Source organism: Roseibium sp. AS2, assembly GCF_038900065.1.
Taxonomy (GTDB): domain Bacteria; phylum Pseudomonadota; class Alphaproteobacteria; order Rhizobiales; family Stappiaceae; genus Roseibium.
This window is the reverse complement of record NZ_JBBMQN010000013.1, coordinates 48110-65244: the sequence shown is the minus strand read 5'-3', so window position 1 is coordinate 65244 and position 17135 is coordinate 48110. Positions and strand designations below refer to the sequence as shown.

The following is a 17135-nucleotide window of genomic DNA, read 5'->3' as shown; positions in this document are numbered from 1 at the left end:
GTCGCCTTGATCTCGACCAGCACCTCGAACGCGCGCGGACCTTCAAGGTTCACGGTGGTGACTTCGAGAGGTTTTCCGGCCTTGACGGCAACGGCGGCGCGAACTTCCATGGATGGGACTCCTGATTGGACTGTTTTGTCGAGGTTTACCCTGCGCGCCGGCAATTGCAAGAACCGAAGCGGCATCCGCAGTCGCGATTGCGCCCGCAGGCATGACAAACGTGATCCCGGGTGTGAAAACAGGGCCTTCAACCCCTTGATTTTCTCGGCTTTCCGGCGGAATGCTGCAAATGGCCGCACGGCTTGCGACACCCATGTCGTATTCAGACCAGCAGGCGACTGAAACCTTATACGCAAGGACCGACCCAATCGCGAATATGCCCGCCAATGGACGGGACCCCGCCGCATTCGCTATGGTCCCGCCTGAAACGTTACAAACCTCTTGGCGGGCATTCCGGGACTTTCCGGATCAACCGGCCGGCAACGTGCGGAGCTGCTGCTTCATGAAGCGATATTCCTTCCTGGAACTGGCCAAGAATGCCTTGTCCGCACACAAGAACTGGGGCCGTCAATGGCGCGCGCCCGAACCCAAGGCCGCCTATGATGTCGTCATCGTCGGCGCCGGCGGCCATGGTCTGGCCACGGCCTATTACCTTGCCAGGGAACACGGCATCCGCAACATCGCGGTCATCGAGAAAGGTTGGCTCGGCGGTGGCAACACGGGCCGAAACACGACGATCGTGCGCTCCAACTACCTTTGGGAAGAAAGCGCGGCGCTCTACAATCATGCAATCAGCCTGTGGCAGGGCCTTTCCCAAGAGCTGAACTACAACGTCATGTATTCCGCCCGCGGCGTCATGATGCTGGCGCACACCGTCCATGACGTTCAGGTTGCCCAGAGACACATTCACGCCAACCGCCTGGCCGGTGTCCAGAACGAGTGGCTGACACCCGAACAGGCCAGGGACTACTGCCCGCCGCTCAACATCTCAAAAGATATCCGCTATCCCGTGATGGGCGCCGCGCTCCAGCGGGTCGGCGGGACGGCGCGCCACGATGCGGTGGCCTGGGGCTATGCCCGCGGCGCCGACGCCCTGGGCGTCGACATCATCCAGAACTGCGCCGTGACGGGAATTCGCCGAGGTCCGGACGGAGCGGTGGAAGGGGTTGAGACCGCCAAGGGCTTCATCGGCGCCAAGAAGGTGGGCGTCGTGGCCGCCGGGCATACATCGACCGTGATGGAGATGGCCAGTGTGCGCATGCCGCTTGAATCCTATCCCCTGCAGGCGCTTGTCTCCGAACCGGTCAAACCCGCCTTTCCGTGCGTCGTCATGTCCAACACCATCCACGCCTACATTTCTCAGTCGGACAAGGGGGAACTGGTGATCGGTGCGGGCACGGACCAGTTCATCTCCTATTCCCAGACCGGCGGTATCCACATCTCCAATCACACGATCGACGCGATCTGCGAGCTCTTCCCGCATTTCCGGCGCATGCGCATGCTGCGCAACTGGGGCGGGATCGTGGATGTCACTCCGGACCGCTCGCCGATCCTGTCGAAGACCCCCGTTCCCGGGCTTTATGTCAATTGCGGCTGGGGCACCGGCGGCTTCAAGGCCACACCGGGATCCGGCCATGTCTTCGCGCATACCATCGCCCGCGATGAGCCCCATGCGATCAACGCACCGTTCACCATGGACCGGTTCCGCACCGGCCGCCTGATCGACGAAGCGGCCGCCGCCGCCGTCGCTCACTAAGCGGAGACCTCATCAGATGCTGCTGGTTTATTGCCCCTATTGCGATGTCGAGCGCGCGGAGACCGAATTCTCCTGCCGCGGCGAAGCCCATATCGCACGTCCCGCCGACCCGACGCAGACCAGCGACGAGGATTGGGTGGATTATCTCTACATGCGCTCCAACACCAAAGGCCTCTATGCCGAACGCTGGCGGCACATTCACGGCTGCGGCCGCTTCTTCAACGCCGTCCGCGACACCGTCAGCGACAGGTTCCTGAAAGTCTACAAGGCCGGCGAGCCAAAACCCGACCTTGAAGCCATTGCCAAGGAGGCCGGCAAATGAGCCAGCCATTCCGCACGGAAAAGGGCGGCCGCATCGACCGTGCCGCGCAACTGACCTTCACCTTCGACGGCGAGGAAATGCAGGGTCACACGGGAGACACGCTTGCCTCCGCCCTGCTGGCCAACGGCGTTCATCTTGTCGGTCGCTCGTTCAAGTATCACCGTCCTCGCGGCATCGTCAGCGCCGGCTCGGAGGAGCCGAATGCCCTGGTCGGCATCTACCGCAACGGCGACCAGACACCGAACATGCGCGCCACCCAGGTCGAACTCTACCAGGGTCTCGAGGCGATCTCGCAAAACCGGTTTCCCTCCCTCGGCTTCGATATCGGCGCCGTCAACGACCTGTTGTCGCCGTTGTTTCCGGCCGGCTTCTACTACAAGACCTTCATGTGGCCGAAATCCTTCTGGGACCGGGTCTATGAACCGGTGATCCGGTCGGCGGCAGGTCTCGGCAAGCCCCCGAAGAACGCCGACACGGATGTCTATGGCAATCTCTACGCCCATTGCGACGTGCTGGTCGCCGGGTCCGGCCCTGCCGGCCTCGCCGCGGCACTCGCCGCAGCGGAAACCGGCGCGAAGGTGATCCTGTGCGACGAGCAGGCGGAGTTCGGTGGCAGCCTCCTGAGCGAAGCCGGCGCCAGCATCGACGGCGGCACGCCCGCTGACTGGATTGCGGCAACGGTCGCCAGATTGTCGGCAATGGACAATGTCACGCTGCTGCCGCGCACCACGGCTTTCGGGTATTTCGCGCATAATTTCATTGCCCTGGCCGAGCGTGTGACCGAGCACGAGGCCGACGCCGACCCAAGACTGCCGCGCGAACGGCTGTGGCAGGTGCGGGCCAGGGAAGTCGTGATCGCGGCCGGAGCCATCGAGCGACCGATGGTGTTCCCGGAAAACGACAGGCCCGGCATCTTCCTCGCCGACGCCGGCCGGACCTATCTCAACCGCTACGGCGTGAAGGTCGGCCACAAGGTGCTGGTCGCGACCGCTTGCGATACCGCCTGGCAGGCGGCGTTCGATCTCGCCGACCAGGGCGTGGAAGTCACCGCGATCGCGGACATGCGCGAGGCTCCGCCCGAGAACCTGATTTCCATCGCCAGGGCGCGCGGCATCCGCGTGGAAGCCGGCTGTGTGGTCACCGGAACGCTCGGCCGCAAGCGGGTCAGGTCCGCTCTGCTCGGACGCCTGATGACATCCGGACAGGTTGCGTCCGGCGGACAGGTCGACTGCGACGCGATCCTGATGTCCGGCGGCTGGACACCGACGGTCAGTCTGTATTCCCAATCCCGCGGCAAGGTCGTCTGGGACGCCGCCAAGGGCGCCTATGTGCCCGGCACGTCCGTTCAGCATGAACGCTCCGCCGGAGCGGCGAAGGGTCTCTACGGGCTGCAAGCCACCCTCGAGGACGGCTATGCGGCCGGGGAAGAGGCTGCACGGGCGGCCACCGGCAAGACTGCCGCGATCACCCGTGCCACCGCTTCCGGAGGCGAAGCCGGATCCGGAGGCACTCTCGGCGCCATTCCGCATGACCGCAACGCATCCCGCGTCAAGGCCTTTGTCGACTACCAGAACGACGTGACCGCGAAGGACGTGCAGCTTGCCGTGCGCGAGGGCATGCACTCGATCGAGCATATCAAACGCTACACGACCACCGGCATGGCCACCGATCAGGGCCGTCTGTCCAACATGAATGCGCTGCAGATCGCCTCCGGTGCCCTGGACCGCCCAGTACCGGATGTCGGACTGACAACATTCCGCCAACCGTTCACGCCAACGACATTCGGCCTGTTCGCCGGGGTCTCGCGCGGTGATTTCTTCGACCCGGTCCGCAAGACGCCGTCTCACGACTGGGCCGTCGAGAACGGCGGCATCTTCGAGGATGTCGGCCAGTGGAAACGCACCTGGTATTTTCCGAAAGACGGAGAGGACATGCATGCCGCCGTGGCGCGCGAATGCAAGACCGTGCGTGACAGCGTCGGGCTGTTCGACGCCTCGACACTCGGCAAGATCGAGGTGGTCGGACCGGACGCTGCCGAATTCCTGGAGCGGATGTACACCAATCCGTGGAAAAAGCTGGCGCCGGGCCGCTGCCGTTACGGCCTTCTGCTGAACGATGCCGGTTTCATCACCGACGATGGCGTGATCGGACGTCTGGCAGAGGATCGTTTTCACGTCACCACCACCACCGGCGGCGCGCCGAACGTGTTCGCGACAATGGAAGACTACCTGCAGACGGAATGGCCGGACCTCGATGTCTGGATCACGTCGACCAGCGAACAATATGCGGTGGCCGCAGTTCAGGGTCCGAAAGCCCGAGAGGTCATCGCGCCATTCGTCGATGGTGTCGACCTGTCCGCGGATGCCTTCAGCCACATGAGCGTCAGGGAAGCCACCTTCTGCGGCGTCCCCTGCCGTCTGTTCCGGATTTCCTTTACCGGTGAACTCGGCTTCGAGATCAACGTTCCGCGCCGCCATGGCCAGATGATGTGGGAAACCCTTGCCACGGAAATCGGCAAGCACGGCGGGACCCCCTACGGAACCGAAGCCATGCATGTCCTGCGGGCCGAAAAAGGCTACATCATCGTCGGCCAGGACACGGATGGAACCGTCACGCCGCAGGATGCGGGCATGACCTGGGCCATCGGCAAGAAGAAACACGATTTCGTCGGCAAACGCGGCCTGGACCGGCCGGATCTTGTTGCTGACAACCGCAAGCAACTCGTCGGCCTGCTGACCAAGGACCCCAAGGTGCAACTGGAGGAAGGGGCGCAGATCACGGTGTCCGAGACCCCCGCGACCGGCACCCCGGCAGAAGGGCATGTCACCTCGTCCTACTACAGTCCCGCCCTTGACCGCACCATCGCGCTGGCCATCGTGAAGAACGGCCACGCCCTCGAAGGCAGCACGCTCTACGTGCCCATGCCGGACGGCAGCATTCCGGTCGAGGTAACCGGCACGGTGTTTTTTGACAAGGAAGGAGCGCGGCTCAATGTCTGAACTTCTGGCAAGCGACCTGATCACACCCGACGCGGGCGAAGTCCCGCTGCTCAGCCTGGCTGAGGTTTCCATATTGAAGTGCGCTCCGATCGCGCGGCTTTCCTTTCGAGGCCGGAAAACGTCGGTCGCGGACGCGGGAGCCGCGTTCGGCACGGCTCTGCCGGACACGCCCCTCGCATGTGCGACGGCCGCCCGGCGGGCAGCACTGTGGATGGGACCGGACGAATGGACACTGCTGGCACCGGAGGACGACCTGCAGACGGTGTTCTCCGCCATCGAGGCCAGGCTCGGCGACACACCCCACGCCCTGGTCGACATCTCCGACCGCTCCCAGGCCATCATAATCAGCGGCGACAAGGCCGCCTGGCTGCTCAACACCGGGATATTCATCGACCTGTCACCGGAAGCCTTTCCGCTCGGAACGGTCACGCGCACAATTTTTCACAAGGCGCCGGTGATGCTCTGGCGTACGGGTCCGGACACGTTCGTGGTCGAAGCCTGGGTGTCGTTCATGGAGTATCTGTCCGGGCTGCTGGTTCAGGCTGCGCAGGAGCTGGAAGCGGCCTGAACGGCTCTGAAGGGTTCTGAGGGGCAAAAAAACTGCCTAAAAAGGCTGCCGGGCCGGACTCCTGACACCGTTCGGCTTGCATCTTGCCGCATTGGCCCGCATCTCTTTCAGCCATGCTCAAGATCGGCTCCTACAATATCCAGAAATCCATCGGGGTGGATGCCCGCCGGCGTCCGGAACGGACTCTGAAAGTGATCCAGGAACTGGACTGCGATATACTGGCGCTTCAGGAGGCCGACAAGCGCTTCGGGCCGCGCGAAAGCACACTGGATCCGGACAGTATTCTGGCCGAGACCGACTTCCGGCCTGTGCCGTTCGACACGGGTGAGAAGAGCCTCGGCTGGCACGGCAATGCCGTTCTTGTGCGCAATTCCATCGAGATCCTGGACCATCGCAAGCTGGACCTGCCGACACTCGAGCCGCGCGGAGCGGTGGCCGTGGACCTGATTGTCGGCGGTGAAAAGATCCGGATCGCGGCAATGCATCTCAGCCTGGTGGCACATTTCCGCAAGAAACAGATCACGTCGCTGATGCACCAGTTGCACGCGCACCTCGATTACCTGCCGACCGTGCTGATCGGCGACCTCAACGAGTGGCGCGATTCTGCCGGCAGCATCCGGCTGTTCGAGGAACGTTACGAAGTCACCACGCCCGGACGGAGCTTCCCGAGCCCGCTTCCCGTCGGCAGCCTGGACCGGATCATCACCAGCCCGGAATTCACGGTGCAGCAGGCCGGTGTCCACAAGTCCAGAACGGCCCGCGTCGCGTCGGACCATCTTCCGGTCTGGGCACATCTGACCCTGGAACCCGCCGGTCACCTCGCAGACCGCTCCGATTGACGGTCCGCGATTGACAGGACGCGACTGAAAATCCCCTAGAGGGCAAAAATCAGGCTCAGCAGATGAAACAGCGCTCCGGCAAACAATGCGGTTGCCGGAACGGTGACGACCCACGCGGCAACAATCGTCAGGAGATTGGCCCGCCTGACCAGAAGCCGGCGCCGGCGCTCCTCCCGATTGCGCATCATCTTGCGCGGCTTGATCCGGCCGTTTTCGGTGACATAACGGTTGCGATGCCATTCGCGGTAGAAGCCGACACCGAAAACCGCGCCGACGGCAATATGCGTGGACGAGACGGGCATGCCGAGAGCCGAGGCCATCAAGACGGTGGTGGCGGCTCCCAGGGTGACGCAAAAAGCCCGGACGGGACTCAATTTCGTGATTTTCTTGCCGACCACCATCACCAGCCGCCGGCCAAACAGCAAAAGCCCGGCGGAAATACCGAAGGCCCCGACCGCGCTCACCCATAGCGGAATGACCGGATTGAGTGCCCCCATGTACCAGAACACAAGGTCCGGGAAGTCACTCGATTGACTGAGCACGATGGCCGCCAGCGGGCCGACGGCATTGGCAACGTCGTTCGCTCCATGGGCGAATGACAGCAGGCCGGCGGTGACCATGAGCGGAATTGCAAACAGTTGCCGCACCGCGCGCGCGGTGTTTTCCTGAGTGACTGTCTGCTTGCGTACGACGTGCAGATAGATGCGCCAGACAACCAGCCCGGTCAGGACCGCAAGACCGATGGAAAGCCAGTCAGGCAGATCGAGCAGGCGGTCACCGGTCTTTTTGGACACATACGCGGCAAAGACGCCCCCCAGCAGACCCAGCAGTATGGGGAGCCAGAACCGGGCCGCGGCGAGCCTGTCGGCGGCATAGACCACCCGGGAATTGATGAAAGCCATGAAGGCCGCCGCGATCATCCCTCCCAGAACCGGAGAGGCAACCCAGGTCAGCGCGATGGTCGAGACCGTTGTCCAGTTGATTGCCGCGAAGCCGCTGGCCGCAACGCCGGCTCCGACGACACCACCGACAATGGAGTGGGTCGTGGACACCGGCGCACCGACCAATGTGGCAAAATTGATCCACAGGGCGGCGGCGGCCATGGCGGTCAGCATTGCCTGCATGAACGTGAAATTATGCTGGACATCGTCCGGGCTCAGGATCTGACTGGAGACCGTGGAGACCACATCCGCCCCGCCAAGAAGCGCTCCGGCGCTTTCACAGATCGCGGCGAGAACGAGGGCGCCGGTCAGGCTGATCACGCGGGCGCCGACCGCAGGAGCGACATTGTTGGCAACATCGTTTGCACCGATGTTGAGGGCCATGTAACCGGCAATCGCGCTTGCGGCCACGAGAATGAGCGCGTTCGACATGTCGCCGGAAACGATCTGGGAAGCGGCTACCGCCGCACACAGGCCCAGAAAAATCACGGCAAGACCAGTCCCGGTCAGGCGGCGGCCCATCGCCTCCGCCGCTTCGCCGACGAATCCGAGCCTGTCGAGATCCTTGTCCAGATCTTTCGCTTTGAGGTCTCTGTTTGTCAGCAAGCCCGCGGCCCAATCTCGAGAGAACTGCGGGAGCCGGCACGAGAAGCCCAGCCACCGGCGTCCCGGTTGAAAATCATGCCGTCATTGATCGCACGCCCGCGCGACACCCTTGCGTCGTTCATAGTAACTGAACTGGATTGGAACGGGTTTTCAGACGAGGTCAGAGCGGTGCTTTCGCAAGAAACGCCCCAGTGCCGGCTCATCGACGGCCTCGATGGCCTCGGACAGGGGCAGCCAGAACAGTTTCCGCTGGCCGATTTCCGGGAAGCTCTGCAACTGCTTTTTGAACCGGATCCTGAAAACCAGGACCTTGGTCCGGATCCTGAGCCCGTCCGACAGGCCCTTGAAGGACCGGAAACTGCCCATGGCGCGCGAATCAGGTTCGCCGACAACGCCGGCTTCTTCATAGGCTTCGATAACCGCGGTCTCGTAGGCCGGCTTGTCTTTCTCCGGCCATCCTTTCGGCAGGATCAAACGGCCTGTCCCGCGCGTCGATACAAGCAGAATCTCGGGTTCGTTGTCGCCCGGGCGACAGCACAGCGCGGCGATCTGCAAGCGGCGCGGTCTGACGAACAAACCACTGAAACCGTGCAACCACGATATGTTCTGTACTGTTAAAGCCTTTGCGACACTCATCTCTATACCGACTGTTCCGGGGTGCACGTTATATAGAGGCAAAAGAATTTTCCGTCCAGTCAAAAGTGCACACTGTGCACATTGCTATTGCTGCCGGTCCGCAGTGATCACGGACCTGCATTCAGACACAGGAAATCCTGACATGGTCGGCGGACCACGCTCCGGGCCAGACTTCGGCATTTCCCGACTTCAGGTCACGCAACATCCGAACCGGCACGTCGGCAATCAGGAACGGGTCTTCACCATTGGCGCCGGATGTTGGCGGAATTTCGGCGGCAACTCCGGAAAACCCGAACTCTTCTTCGCATGGCAGATACAGCGCGGCTCCGGACACATTGGTGTCGTTCTGAGTGGTTCCCTTCGCTGTGCCGACCACCCCGCAAACGGCGACGGCACACAGAAGTTCCACGGCCCGGGCTTTTGCACAGCCGAACACGCGGTGATATCCGGAGAGTTTTTCCGTCATGGAGGGAACCAGCAGCAGATCCAGTTCCTGGCGGGCCAGAAGATTGCTCAGCGCAGGCATCTCCACATCCAGACAGATCAGGATCGCCATTTTCAGCCCGTCGAGGTCAAACACCTTCAAGTCCGTACCGGGCGTGAGGTGCCAGGTGTCCGGGCTCTGTTCGAACGGCGTCAGACAGAGCTTGTCCTGCCGGATCTGCCGGCCGTCGGCCGTCAGGAGAACGGCCGTGTTGGTGATGCCCGCAGGCGTCCTGACCGGCATCGAGCCGGCAAGAAGCGAGACGCCGTGCTGCCTCGGCAGGTCCGCCAGAAGGGGCTGCAGATCCTGGCCGACCTCCGCGAGAAAGGCCATTTCCTCTTCGGGCTGCAAGCCTTCCGGCTTGAAGGCAAGGCAGCATTCGATCAGGTATTCCGGCAGGACAAGGAGCCTGGCACCTGCCGCGGAAGCCCGGGCAAGCCCCTCCCCGATCTGCGCCGCGAACGCGCCCACGCTTTCAGGCGCGCGGCCGAGATTGAAGGACCAGAGAGCAATTGGATAATGGGACATCTGTTGCCGTTTTGTCTTTCAGAAAGACGACAGAAACAAGGCCTGACCCTGACCGTATCAGGCCTCAGGAAGGCGGAACGGAAAACTATGTTGATCCTGCCTCGATGATCAAGGGATCAATCGAGGAACATGCCGGCAAACAGGGCCAGTACAACCAGCAGACCGGTTGCAAGCGCTGCGGACCTGGGCTGCGCGGGCAAGGTCTTGAACTTGGCCGACCGCCGGACCTCACGAATGCCCTTCAGCGCCCTGTCGGCACGCCGGTCTATTTCCGCAAAATAGGGCGAAAGCTCATTCTGAGCGTGCATGCCTGATCCTCACGATTCCTTCGCGTGGACAAAACTAGGCGCGGGTGCTTAGGGTTTGGTTAACGGCACAATCAATCAACACGCCATCAAGGCACTCAGCAGACCATCAAAGACGGCTTTTCTGCGGGTCTGCAACATCCAGAATGCGGAGCTGCACTTTCGGAGAGCCCTGCCAGGTGTCGATGGACAGGGTTCCGGCAACATGGAGGCCCCGCCCCCGGCCCTCAAGCAGCATTTTTCCGTGCGGCTTGTCCTCAGCCTTGAAACAGATGGCTTTCAGGCCGGCGCCGTCGCCGGCGGCGATGGTCGCGCGCACATGGCCCTTGCCGACAACATCCGCATAGGAGATGCGGTGCGCCGGGAATGCAAAAACCGGCTCGGAATGACCGGCGCCGTAAGGACCTGCCTTTTCCAGCAGTTCCAGAAGCTCAAGCGTTGCTCCTGTCGCCGTCAGCGCCGCATCGACCGACAATTCCCGGCTGGCGGTGGCGGCCTCGACATCAGCCTGCAGCGACTCGTTGAAATAGGCTTCCAGATCAGCGATCTTTTCCCGGCGGACCGTGAGCCCGGCAGCCATGGCATGCCCACCGCCCTTTTCCAGCAATCCGTCGTCGACGGCCTGGCGAACCGCCTTGCCGAGATCGACCCCCGGTATCGATCGGCCGGAGCCGGTCCCCTTGCCTGTTTCGTCGAAAGCGACCGCGAAGGCCGGCCTGCGATGGGCTTCCTTGAGCCGTGAGGCGATCAGGCCGACAATGCCTGGATGCCAGTCCGGCGAGCCGGTCAGAAGAACCGCGGGATCTCTTGTCTCGATGGCGTAGGCAGCTTCCGCGCCAGCCTGTTCGAGCATCACCGCTTCCATTGTCTGACGCTCGCTGTTGAGCTGGTCGAGACGTTCAGCGATGGCGCGGGCTTCATGCGGGTCCTCGGTGGTCAGCAGCCGTGCTCCGAGCGCTGCATCCCCGATCCGGCCGCCCGCATTGATCCTGGGCCCGACCAGAAATCCAAGATGGTAGGGCGCTGGCCGGCCGCTGACGCGGGCGGCATCCGCCAGTGCCGTCAGACCGTGGTTGCGCCGCTGATGCATGACCGCCAGACCGCGGGTGACATACGCCCTGTTGAGGCCCTGAAGCGGCACGACATCGCATACCGTTCCCAGTGCCACCAGATCGAGCAATGCCATCAGATCCGGCTGTGGCCGGCTTGCAAAGGCACCACGCCGGCGCAATTCCCTGTTCAACCCAACCAGAAACAGGAAGGTCACGCCGACCGCCGCCAGATGTCCCTGCCCGGAAAGGTCGTCCTGACGGTTGGGATTGACCAGCGCGCGAACGTCCGGAAGCGTCTCACCAACCTGGTGATGATCGATGACCACGACATCGAGTGACAGCCGGCCGGCCGTCTCGAAGGCCTCGAAGGACGTGCTGCCGCAGTCCAGCGTCACCAGCAGTTCGGCGCCGCCCTGGTGCAGGGCCTCGATGGCAGGTCCATTCGGTCCGTAACCCTCGATGATCCGGTCCGGAATATGGATCACCGGTTCGAGACCGAGCCACTGGAGATATTTGGCCAGAATTGCGGAGGAGGTCGCGCCGTCGACGTCATAGTCGCCGAAGATCGCGATCTTGCGGCCCGCCTCGACGGCATCCGCGACCCTTTCGACGGCGGCATCCATGTCCACGAGCCTGGAGGGATCGGGCATGAGCAGCTTGAGAGCGGGATCCAGGAAAGCCGGTGCATCGTCGGGCAGAACGCCGCGCGCCGCCAGCACCCGGGCCAGAACGTCGGGCAAACCGTGCGTCTGCGAAATGGCCATCGCGGCGCGTGCGTCGGCGACGCTCAGGCGTTCGCGCCAGGCATTGTCATTTGCGGAACGGGAGACCCCCAGTACGAGCCTCCTGTCATCTTCCCCGGATGTTCCCAGCATTCAGCGCCATCTTAGTCCATATGGAATTTTTCAAGATCCGTGTGCTGGGCCTTGATGTAACGCACCGTGCCTGTGGATGACCGCATGACGACGGTATGCGTGGTGACATGATGGCGGCCGAACCGGACGCCTTGCAGAAAGTTGCCGTCAGTCACACCGGTCGCCGCGAACAGAACGTCCGGCCCGGCCATTTCCTCGAGCGTGTACTTCTTCTTGATGTCCTCGATGCCCATGCGGTGGGCACGTTCGACCTGCTCCTCACGGGTGATGACCAGCCGGGTCTGCATCTGGCCACCGATGCACCGCAGCGCCGCGGCTGCCAGCACGCCCTCGGGCGCACCACCGATGCCGATATACAGGTCGATGCCGGTCTCGTCCGGATCCGTCGTGTGAATGATGCCGGCCACGTCGCCGTCGCCGATCAGGCGGATGGCTGCACCGGTCGCGCGGATGTCTTCGATCAGCCGCGCATGACGCGGGCGGTCCAGGACACAGGCGGTGACTTCATTGACCTTGACGCCCTTCTCCCTTGCCACGGCGGCGATGTTGTCGGCGATCGGTGCGTCGAGATCGATCAGGCCGGCCGGATAGCCCGGCCCGATGGCGATCTTGTCCATATAGCTGTCAGGGGCGTTCAGCAAGTCCCCTTCGGGAGCAAGGGCAATGACCGCCAGGGAATTCGGCAGGTTCTTGGCGCAGATGGTGGTGCCTTCCAGCGGATCGAGCGCAATGTCCACCTTGGGACCCTGCTTGGTGCCGACGTTCTCGCCGATATAAAGCATCGGCGCCTCGTCCCGCTCACCTTCGCCGATCACGACCGTCCCGTCGATCGGCAAGCGGTTGAGCTCGCGCCGCATCGCGTCCACAGCCGCCTGGTCCGCCGCCATCTCGTCACCATGGCCCCGCAACCGGGCGGCCGAAACAGCCGCTCTCTCGCTGACACGGGCCAGTTCAAGCGTCAGAATACGGTCCAGTCCGCTCGCCGGCTGTTTTTCAGTTTTGGACATCAACTTCTCCAGTCTCTCCCCGCAAGACGCCTGGGCGGGCACTCACGTGTCAATTCAGTTTTTCGATACGGATCATCTGCGGCTTCTCTGCGACGACGCCCTTGGACATGACGACGTCCAGTGCCTGCTTGATTGCCACCTCGGTGGTTTCATACGTGATCAAGATGACAGGTTGAGGCACTTCGACGTCGCCCTTCACGGGCGCATCGGCCTCCGCGTTCCGCTTTTGAACGATGGACTCCAAAGATATCCCCGCTTCTCCCATGCAGCGGGCAATCTCCGCGAATGCGCCCGGCCGGTCGAACACGGACAGCCGAATGTAGTAGCCGCCCTCGTGCAGGCGCATGCGCGCCCGGGTGTAGTCCTTCAGGTCCGCCGCGGGCGTGCCCAGAACCGGGGTCCCGTCGCCACGCGCGATGTCGGCGATGTCCGAAACGACGGCAGATGCCGTTGCCTTGCCGCCGGCTCCGGGTCCGGCCAGAACGATCTCGCCGACAAAGTCACCATCCACGGCAACCGCGTTGAGGACACCGTCAATCCGCGCGATCGCGGATGCCTTGGGGACCATGGTCGGATGCACGCGCTGTTCGATGCCCGTTTCCGTGCGCTGCGCGACGCCCAGCAGCTTGATGCGGAACCCCAGTTCGTCGGCGGCCTGGATATCCGCGGTCGCGATCGAAGTGATCCCTTCCATATAGATATCGTCGCAGGCAATCTTCGTTCCGAAGGCCAGGCTTGTCAGGATGGCAAGCTTGTGCGCGGTGTCGTTGCCCTCGATATCAAATCCCGGATCGGCCTCGGCATAGCCCAGTCGCTGCGCATCGGCGAGGCATTCCTCGAAGCCGATGCCGTCGGTTTCCATGCGGGTCAGGATGTAGTTGCAGGTGCCGTTGAGGATCCCGTAAACGCGGCTGATGTCGTTTCCGGCCATCGACTCGCGCAAGGTCTTGACGATCGGAATGCCGCCGGCGACCGCTGCCTCATAGTTCAGGCAGACGTTGCCTGCTTCCGCCAGGATCGCAAGGTCGACGCCGTGTCTGGCAAGCAGTGCCTTGTTGGCGGTGACGACATGGATGCCCCTCTTGAGCGCAGCGCGAACGCTGTCCTCCGCGGGCCCGCTGTCACCGCCGATCAACTCGACGAAAATGTCTATGTCGGCCTTTTCCGCCATCTCGACCGGATCGGTGAACCAGGTCAGACCGGACACGTCGAAGCCGCGGTCCCGGGTCCTGTCCCGGGCGCTCACCGCAGTGACAGTTGCCGCGCGACCGGATTTGCGGGCGATCTGTCCGCCATGCTGCGACAGGAGTTGCAGAACGGAGGCCCCCACGGTGCCAAGCCCTGCAACGCCAACTTTCAATGCTTCAGCCATGCGGAAAAAAGTCCAGTTCTAATCAGCCAGAGGTTCCGAGCGGGATGACGTTGTGCAGCTTTTGGTCCGCTGTTTCAAGGAAGCGTCGGATATTTCTCGCGGCCTGACGCAGCCGCTGTTCGTTTTCCACCAGTCCTATGCGCACATAGCCGTCGCCATGTTCGCCAAAGCCGATGCCGGGAGCCACCGCAACCTCCGCCCGCTCCAGAAGAAGCTTGGAATATTCGAGACTGCCCAGAGCGCGGAACTTCTCCGGGATGGGAGCCCAGCAGAACATGCTGGCCTGAGGCGCGGGAATGTCCCAGCCGGCCCGGCCGAAGCTTTCCACGACCACGTCGCGGCGGCCCTTGTAGGTTTCCCGGATTTCACGAATGCAATCGTCAGGCCCGTTGAGCGCCGCGGTCGCCGCCACCTGGATCGGGGTGAAGGCACCGTAGTCGAGATAGGATTTGACCCGTGCCAAAGCCGCGACCAGCCGTTCGTTCCCGACCGCAAACCCCATGCGCCAGCCGGGCATGGAAAAGGTCTTGGACAGGGAGGTGAACTCGACGGCAACATCCATCGCGCCGGGAACCTGCAGGACCGACGGCGGCGGTGCCGCGTCAAAATAGATTTCCGAATAGGCCAGATCGGACAGGATGAAGATGTTGTGCTTGCGCGCAAAGGCCACAACATCGCGGTAGAAGTCGAGATCGGCGCAACAGGCGGTCGGGTTCGAGGGATAACACAGAATGATCGCGATCGGCTTGGGCACCGAGTGGATCACCGCCCGTTCCAGCGCGTCGAAAAACTCCGCTCCCGGCTCTGCGGGAATGTTGCGGATCGAAGCCCCTGCCATCAGAAAGCCGAAGGTGTGGATCGGGTAGCTCGGGTTCGGGCTCAGGATCACGTCGCCCGGCGCCGAGATGGCCTGCGCCATGTTGGCGAAGCCTTCCTTGGACCCGAGTGTCGCGATGACCTGGGTGTCCGGATCGAGCTTGACGCCGAACCGGCGACCGTAATATGCGGCCTGCGCCTTGCGCAGACCCTGGATGCCTTTTGAGGCCGAATAGCGGTGCGTGCGCGGGTCCTTCACGGCTTCGGTCAGCTTGTCGACGATATGTTGCGGCGTCGGCAGATCCGGATTGCCCATGCCAAGATCAATGATGTCCGCTCCATCCGCGCGCGCCTTGGCTTTCAGGCGATTGACCTGTTCGAAGACGTACGGCGGCAGCCGTTTGACCTTGTGGAATTCCTCCATGACGCGAATCCTTGCGAGTTAACAGTTGACTGCGCCGATCACCCGGCGCGGCGGCAGCCCAGCGGGGCCCTTTTAGCAGCCCGGAAAAAAATGCACACCCGTCTTTGCGTCGCAAGCCGACTAAATTTGCCGCGATGTCCGAATCGATGCCGTTCAGGGCGTGCAACAGCCCCGTTCCCCGGGCCCTGGGCGCGATAACTCCCGGACCGTGACCGTCGCCCAGCGCCGGCGTCAGGTGACGGCTTGTCCGATTGGATCAGGCCGCGTTTTTGTGCTGGGTGGTGAAAGCAGGCTTCCAAGCGGAGTTTCTTGCCGAACCGCTGGTGGTCAGGTCGACCGCGACGATCTGGGCCTTGCCCTGCCTGCCGGCCTTTTCAAGGCCGCGTTCCGCGGTTTCCATCACCCGCCCGAGGCGCGTGACGGCGCTTGCAGTGACGAATCCGACGCTGACCGAGATCATCAGCTTGCCTGCCGACGCCTCCTCGCATCCCAGGCCGAATTGCCGGCACAGGCTTTGCGCGGTCAGACGGGTACGCTCATGATCTGTTTCCGGCAGGAAAACGGCGAATTCGTTTTTCCCGATGTGGCCGGCCACGGCGGTTTCCCCGACCGTGTCCTTGAGGATACGGGCGAACAGCTGCAACAGGGCGTCGCTCATTGCCGGGCTGTATTTCTCGCCGACGGTCTTCAGTTCATCCAGATCAAAGAGAATCAGGCTGTAACCCGATCCGTTTTCCCGGTTCTCCCGGATCCAGGCCTGCGCGTCATCGCAAAATGCACCGCGGGTCGACAAGCCGGTCACGTCATTGCGCGCATTCTCTTCCCGCGAAAGCTCCCGGGATTTCTCGACGAGCATCGACGGGGGCAGAACGATGGTCATGACCGTGGAAAACAGCAGCACGACCAGATAAACGGTCATGAACCCTTCCGGGAATGCGGACAGGAACGTCGGGAATTGCAGCAGGTTCTGGTTCAGCATGAACCAGGCGAATGCAGCGCATTCGACCAGGATGGTCATTCCCAGCAGCCTGGCGGAATGCAGCTTGTCCGTGTTTTCGAAAAACACCATGGCGGCCATCCACAGACCTCCCAGGATCAGGCAGCTCTGCACGTAATTCACACGGAAAAGGAAACTGTCCAAGAACGGCGGGAACAGGCACATGACCAGCCAACCGGTTGCGACAATCGCAAACACCCACAGGTGCCCGCGCAGGCCCAGAAGCACCGCGAGGCCGGCGCGCCTCAATCCGATTGCCAGAATGATCAGGAAATTCGCGCCGATGATGCTCAGACCGTCCGGTATCGTGCCGCGAAGGCCAATCAGCAGCGTTCCGCAGCCCGCCAGGAACAGACCGGCCGCCCACAAGGCAAGACTGCGCGATCCCGCAAGGCTTTTCACAGGCCAGAACCGGTAAAACAGCAGCAGAATCGCGCTGCCGGCGAAACCGGCGACGGTGAGACAGGCAAACAGTGTCGGCGTATCGAGTTGCATCAAAGAAATGCCCTGAAAAAGTCCTGAAAGAACCCTAGGTCACCAACCCTTAAAAGAATGCGTATTTCACCAACCCGCAATCGCGCCGCGCGCCTTCCGGCAGACCGGACCGG

General features: G+C 62.6%; 14 protein-coding genes and 1 pseudogene. 5 read left to right on the top strand and 10 right to left on the bottom strand.

The annotated features are described in order from the left end of the window. Positions 1 to 110 (bottom strand): annotated as a pseudogene (locus tag WNZ15_RS25695) (S-(hydroxymethyl)glutathione dehydrogenase); the annotation flags it as partial. Between the two features lie 392 nt (positions 111 to 502). On the opposite strand from WNZ15_RS25695, the gene WNZ15_RS25690 reads away from it, so the two are divergent. From WNZ15_RS25690 to WNZ15_RS25670, 5 genes are all read left to right on the top strand, one after another. After that, a complete protein-coding gene (locus WNZ15_RS25690; RefSeq protein ID WP_342895903.1) occupies positions 503 to 1756 on the top strand; it encodes a sarcosine oxidase subunit beta family protein in 1254 nt (417 codons plus the stop codon). Positions 1757 to 1772: 16 nt separating this feature from the next. Then, entirely contained in the window at positions 1773 to 2078 is a 306-nt protein-coding gene (locus WNZ15_RS25685) for a sarcosine oxidase subunit delta (RefSeq protein ID WP_342895902.1), read from the top strand. Then, positions 2075 to 5077: a sarcosine oxidase subunit alpha family protein gene (locus WNZ15_RS25680; protein ID WP_342895901.1), complete on the top strand. Its 3003-nt coding sequence runs from the start codon at positions 2075 to 2077 to the stop codon at positions 5075 to 5077. Before WNZ15_RS25685 ends, WNZ15_RS25680 begins: the two co-directional genes overlap by 4 nt. Next, positions 5070 to 5645 (top strand): sarcosine oxidase subunit gamma family protein, encoded by a 576-nt coding sequence (locus WNZ15_RS25675; protein WP_342895900.1) that lies wholly within the window; start codon positions 5070 to 5072, stop codon positions 5643 to 5645. The genes WNZ15_RS25680 and WNZ15_RS25675 overlap by 8 nt, the downstream gene beginning before the upstream one ends. Before the next feature lie 113 nt (positions 5646 to 5758). After that, positions 5759 to 6484, top strand: coding sequence for an endonuclease/exonuclease/phosphatase family protein (locus WNZ15_RS25670; RefSeq protein WP_342895899.1), 726 nt, complete (start codon positions 5759 to 5761; stop codon positions 6482 to 6484). Between the two features lie 35 nt (positions 6485 to 6519). Here the strand turns inward: WNZ15_RS25670 and WNZ15_RS25665 are convergent, their stop codons facing one another. The 9 genes from WNZ15_RS25665 to WNZ15_RS25625 all read right to left on the bottom strand — a co-directional run bounded on the left by WNZ15_RS25665 (position 6520) and on the right by WNZ15_RS25625 (position 17022). Further along, on the bottom strand, positions 6520 to 8031 hold the full coding sequence (locus WNZ15_RS25665) for an inorganic phosphate transporter (protein WP_342895898.1): 1512 nt from the start codon (positions 8029 to 8031) through the stop codon (positions 6520 to 6522). Between the two features lie 150 nt (positions 8032 to 8181). Next, positions 8182 to 8667 (bottom strand): NUDIX hydrolase, encoded by a 486-nt coding sequence (locus WNZ15_RS25660; protein ID WP_342895897.1) that lies wholly within the window; start codon positions 8665 to 8667, stop codon positions 8182 to 8184. A gap of 121 nt (positions 8668 to 8788) precedes the next feature. Then, complete coding sequence (locus WNZ15_RS25655; RefSeq protein ID WP_342895896.1) at positions 8789 to 9679, bottom strand: nitrilase-related carbon-nitrogen hydrolase; 891 nt, start codon at positions 9677 to 9679, stop codon at positions 8789 to 8791. Between the two features lie 116 nt (positions 9680 to 9795). Then, positions 9796 to 9987 (bottom strand): hypothetical protein, encoded by a 192-nt coding sequence (locus WNZ15_RS25650; RefSeq protein WP_342895895.1) that lies wholly within the window; start codon positions 9985 to 9987, stop codon positions 9796 to 9798. A 106-nt stretch (positions 9988 to 10093) separates the two neighbouring features. Beyond that, positions 10094 to 11911: a single-stranded-DNA-specific exonuclease RecJ gene (gene recJ / locus WNZ15_RS25645; protein ID WP_342895894.1), complete on the bottom strand. Its 1818-nt coding sequence runs from the start codon at positions 11909 to 11911 to the stop codon at positions 10094 to 10096. 11 nt (positions 11912 to 11922) lie between these two features. After that, complete coding sequence (glpX, locus tag WNZ15_RS25640; protein WP_342895893.1) at positions 11923 to 12918, bottom strand: class II fructose-bisphosphatase; 996 nt, start codon at positions 12916 to 12918, stop codon at positions 11923 to 11925. Positions 12919 to 12967: 49 nt separating this feature from the next. Continuing rightward, a complete protein-coding gene (locus WNZ15_RS25635) occupies positions 12968 to 14290 on the bottom strand; it encodes a homoserine dehydrogenase (RefSeq protein ID WP_342895892.1) in 1323 nt (440 codons plus the stop codon). 22 nt (positions 14291 to 14312) lie between these two features. Next, positions 14313 to 15530: an LL-diaminopimelate aminotransferase gene (locus WNZ15_RS25630; RefSeq protein WP_342895891.1), complete on the bottom strand. Its 1218-nt coding sequence runs from the start codon at positions 15528 to 15530 to the stop codon at positions 14313 to 14315. Between the two features lie 256 nt (positions 15531 to 15786). Continuing rightward, the gene (locus WNZ15_RS25625; protein WP_342895890.1) at positions 15787 to 17022 is read right to left on the bottom strand and encodes a GGDEF domain-containing protein; all 1236 of its coding nucleotides are present in this window, start codon (positions 17020 to 17022) and stop codon (positions 15787 to 15789) included. Positions 17023 to 17135: the final 113 nt, after the last annotated feature.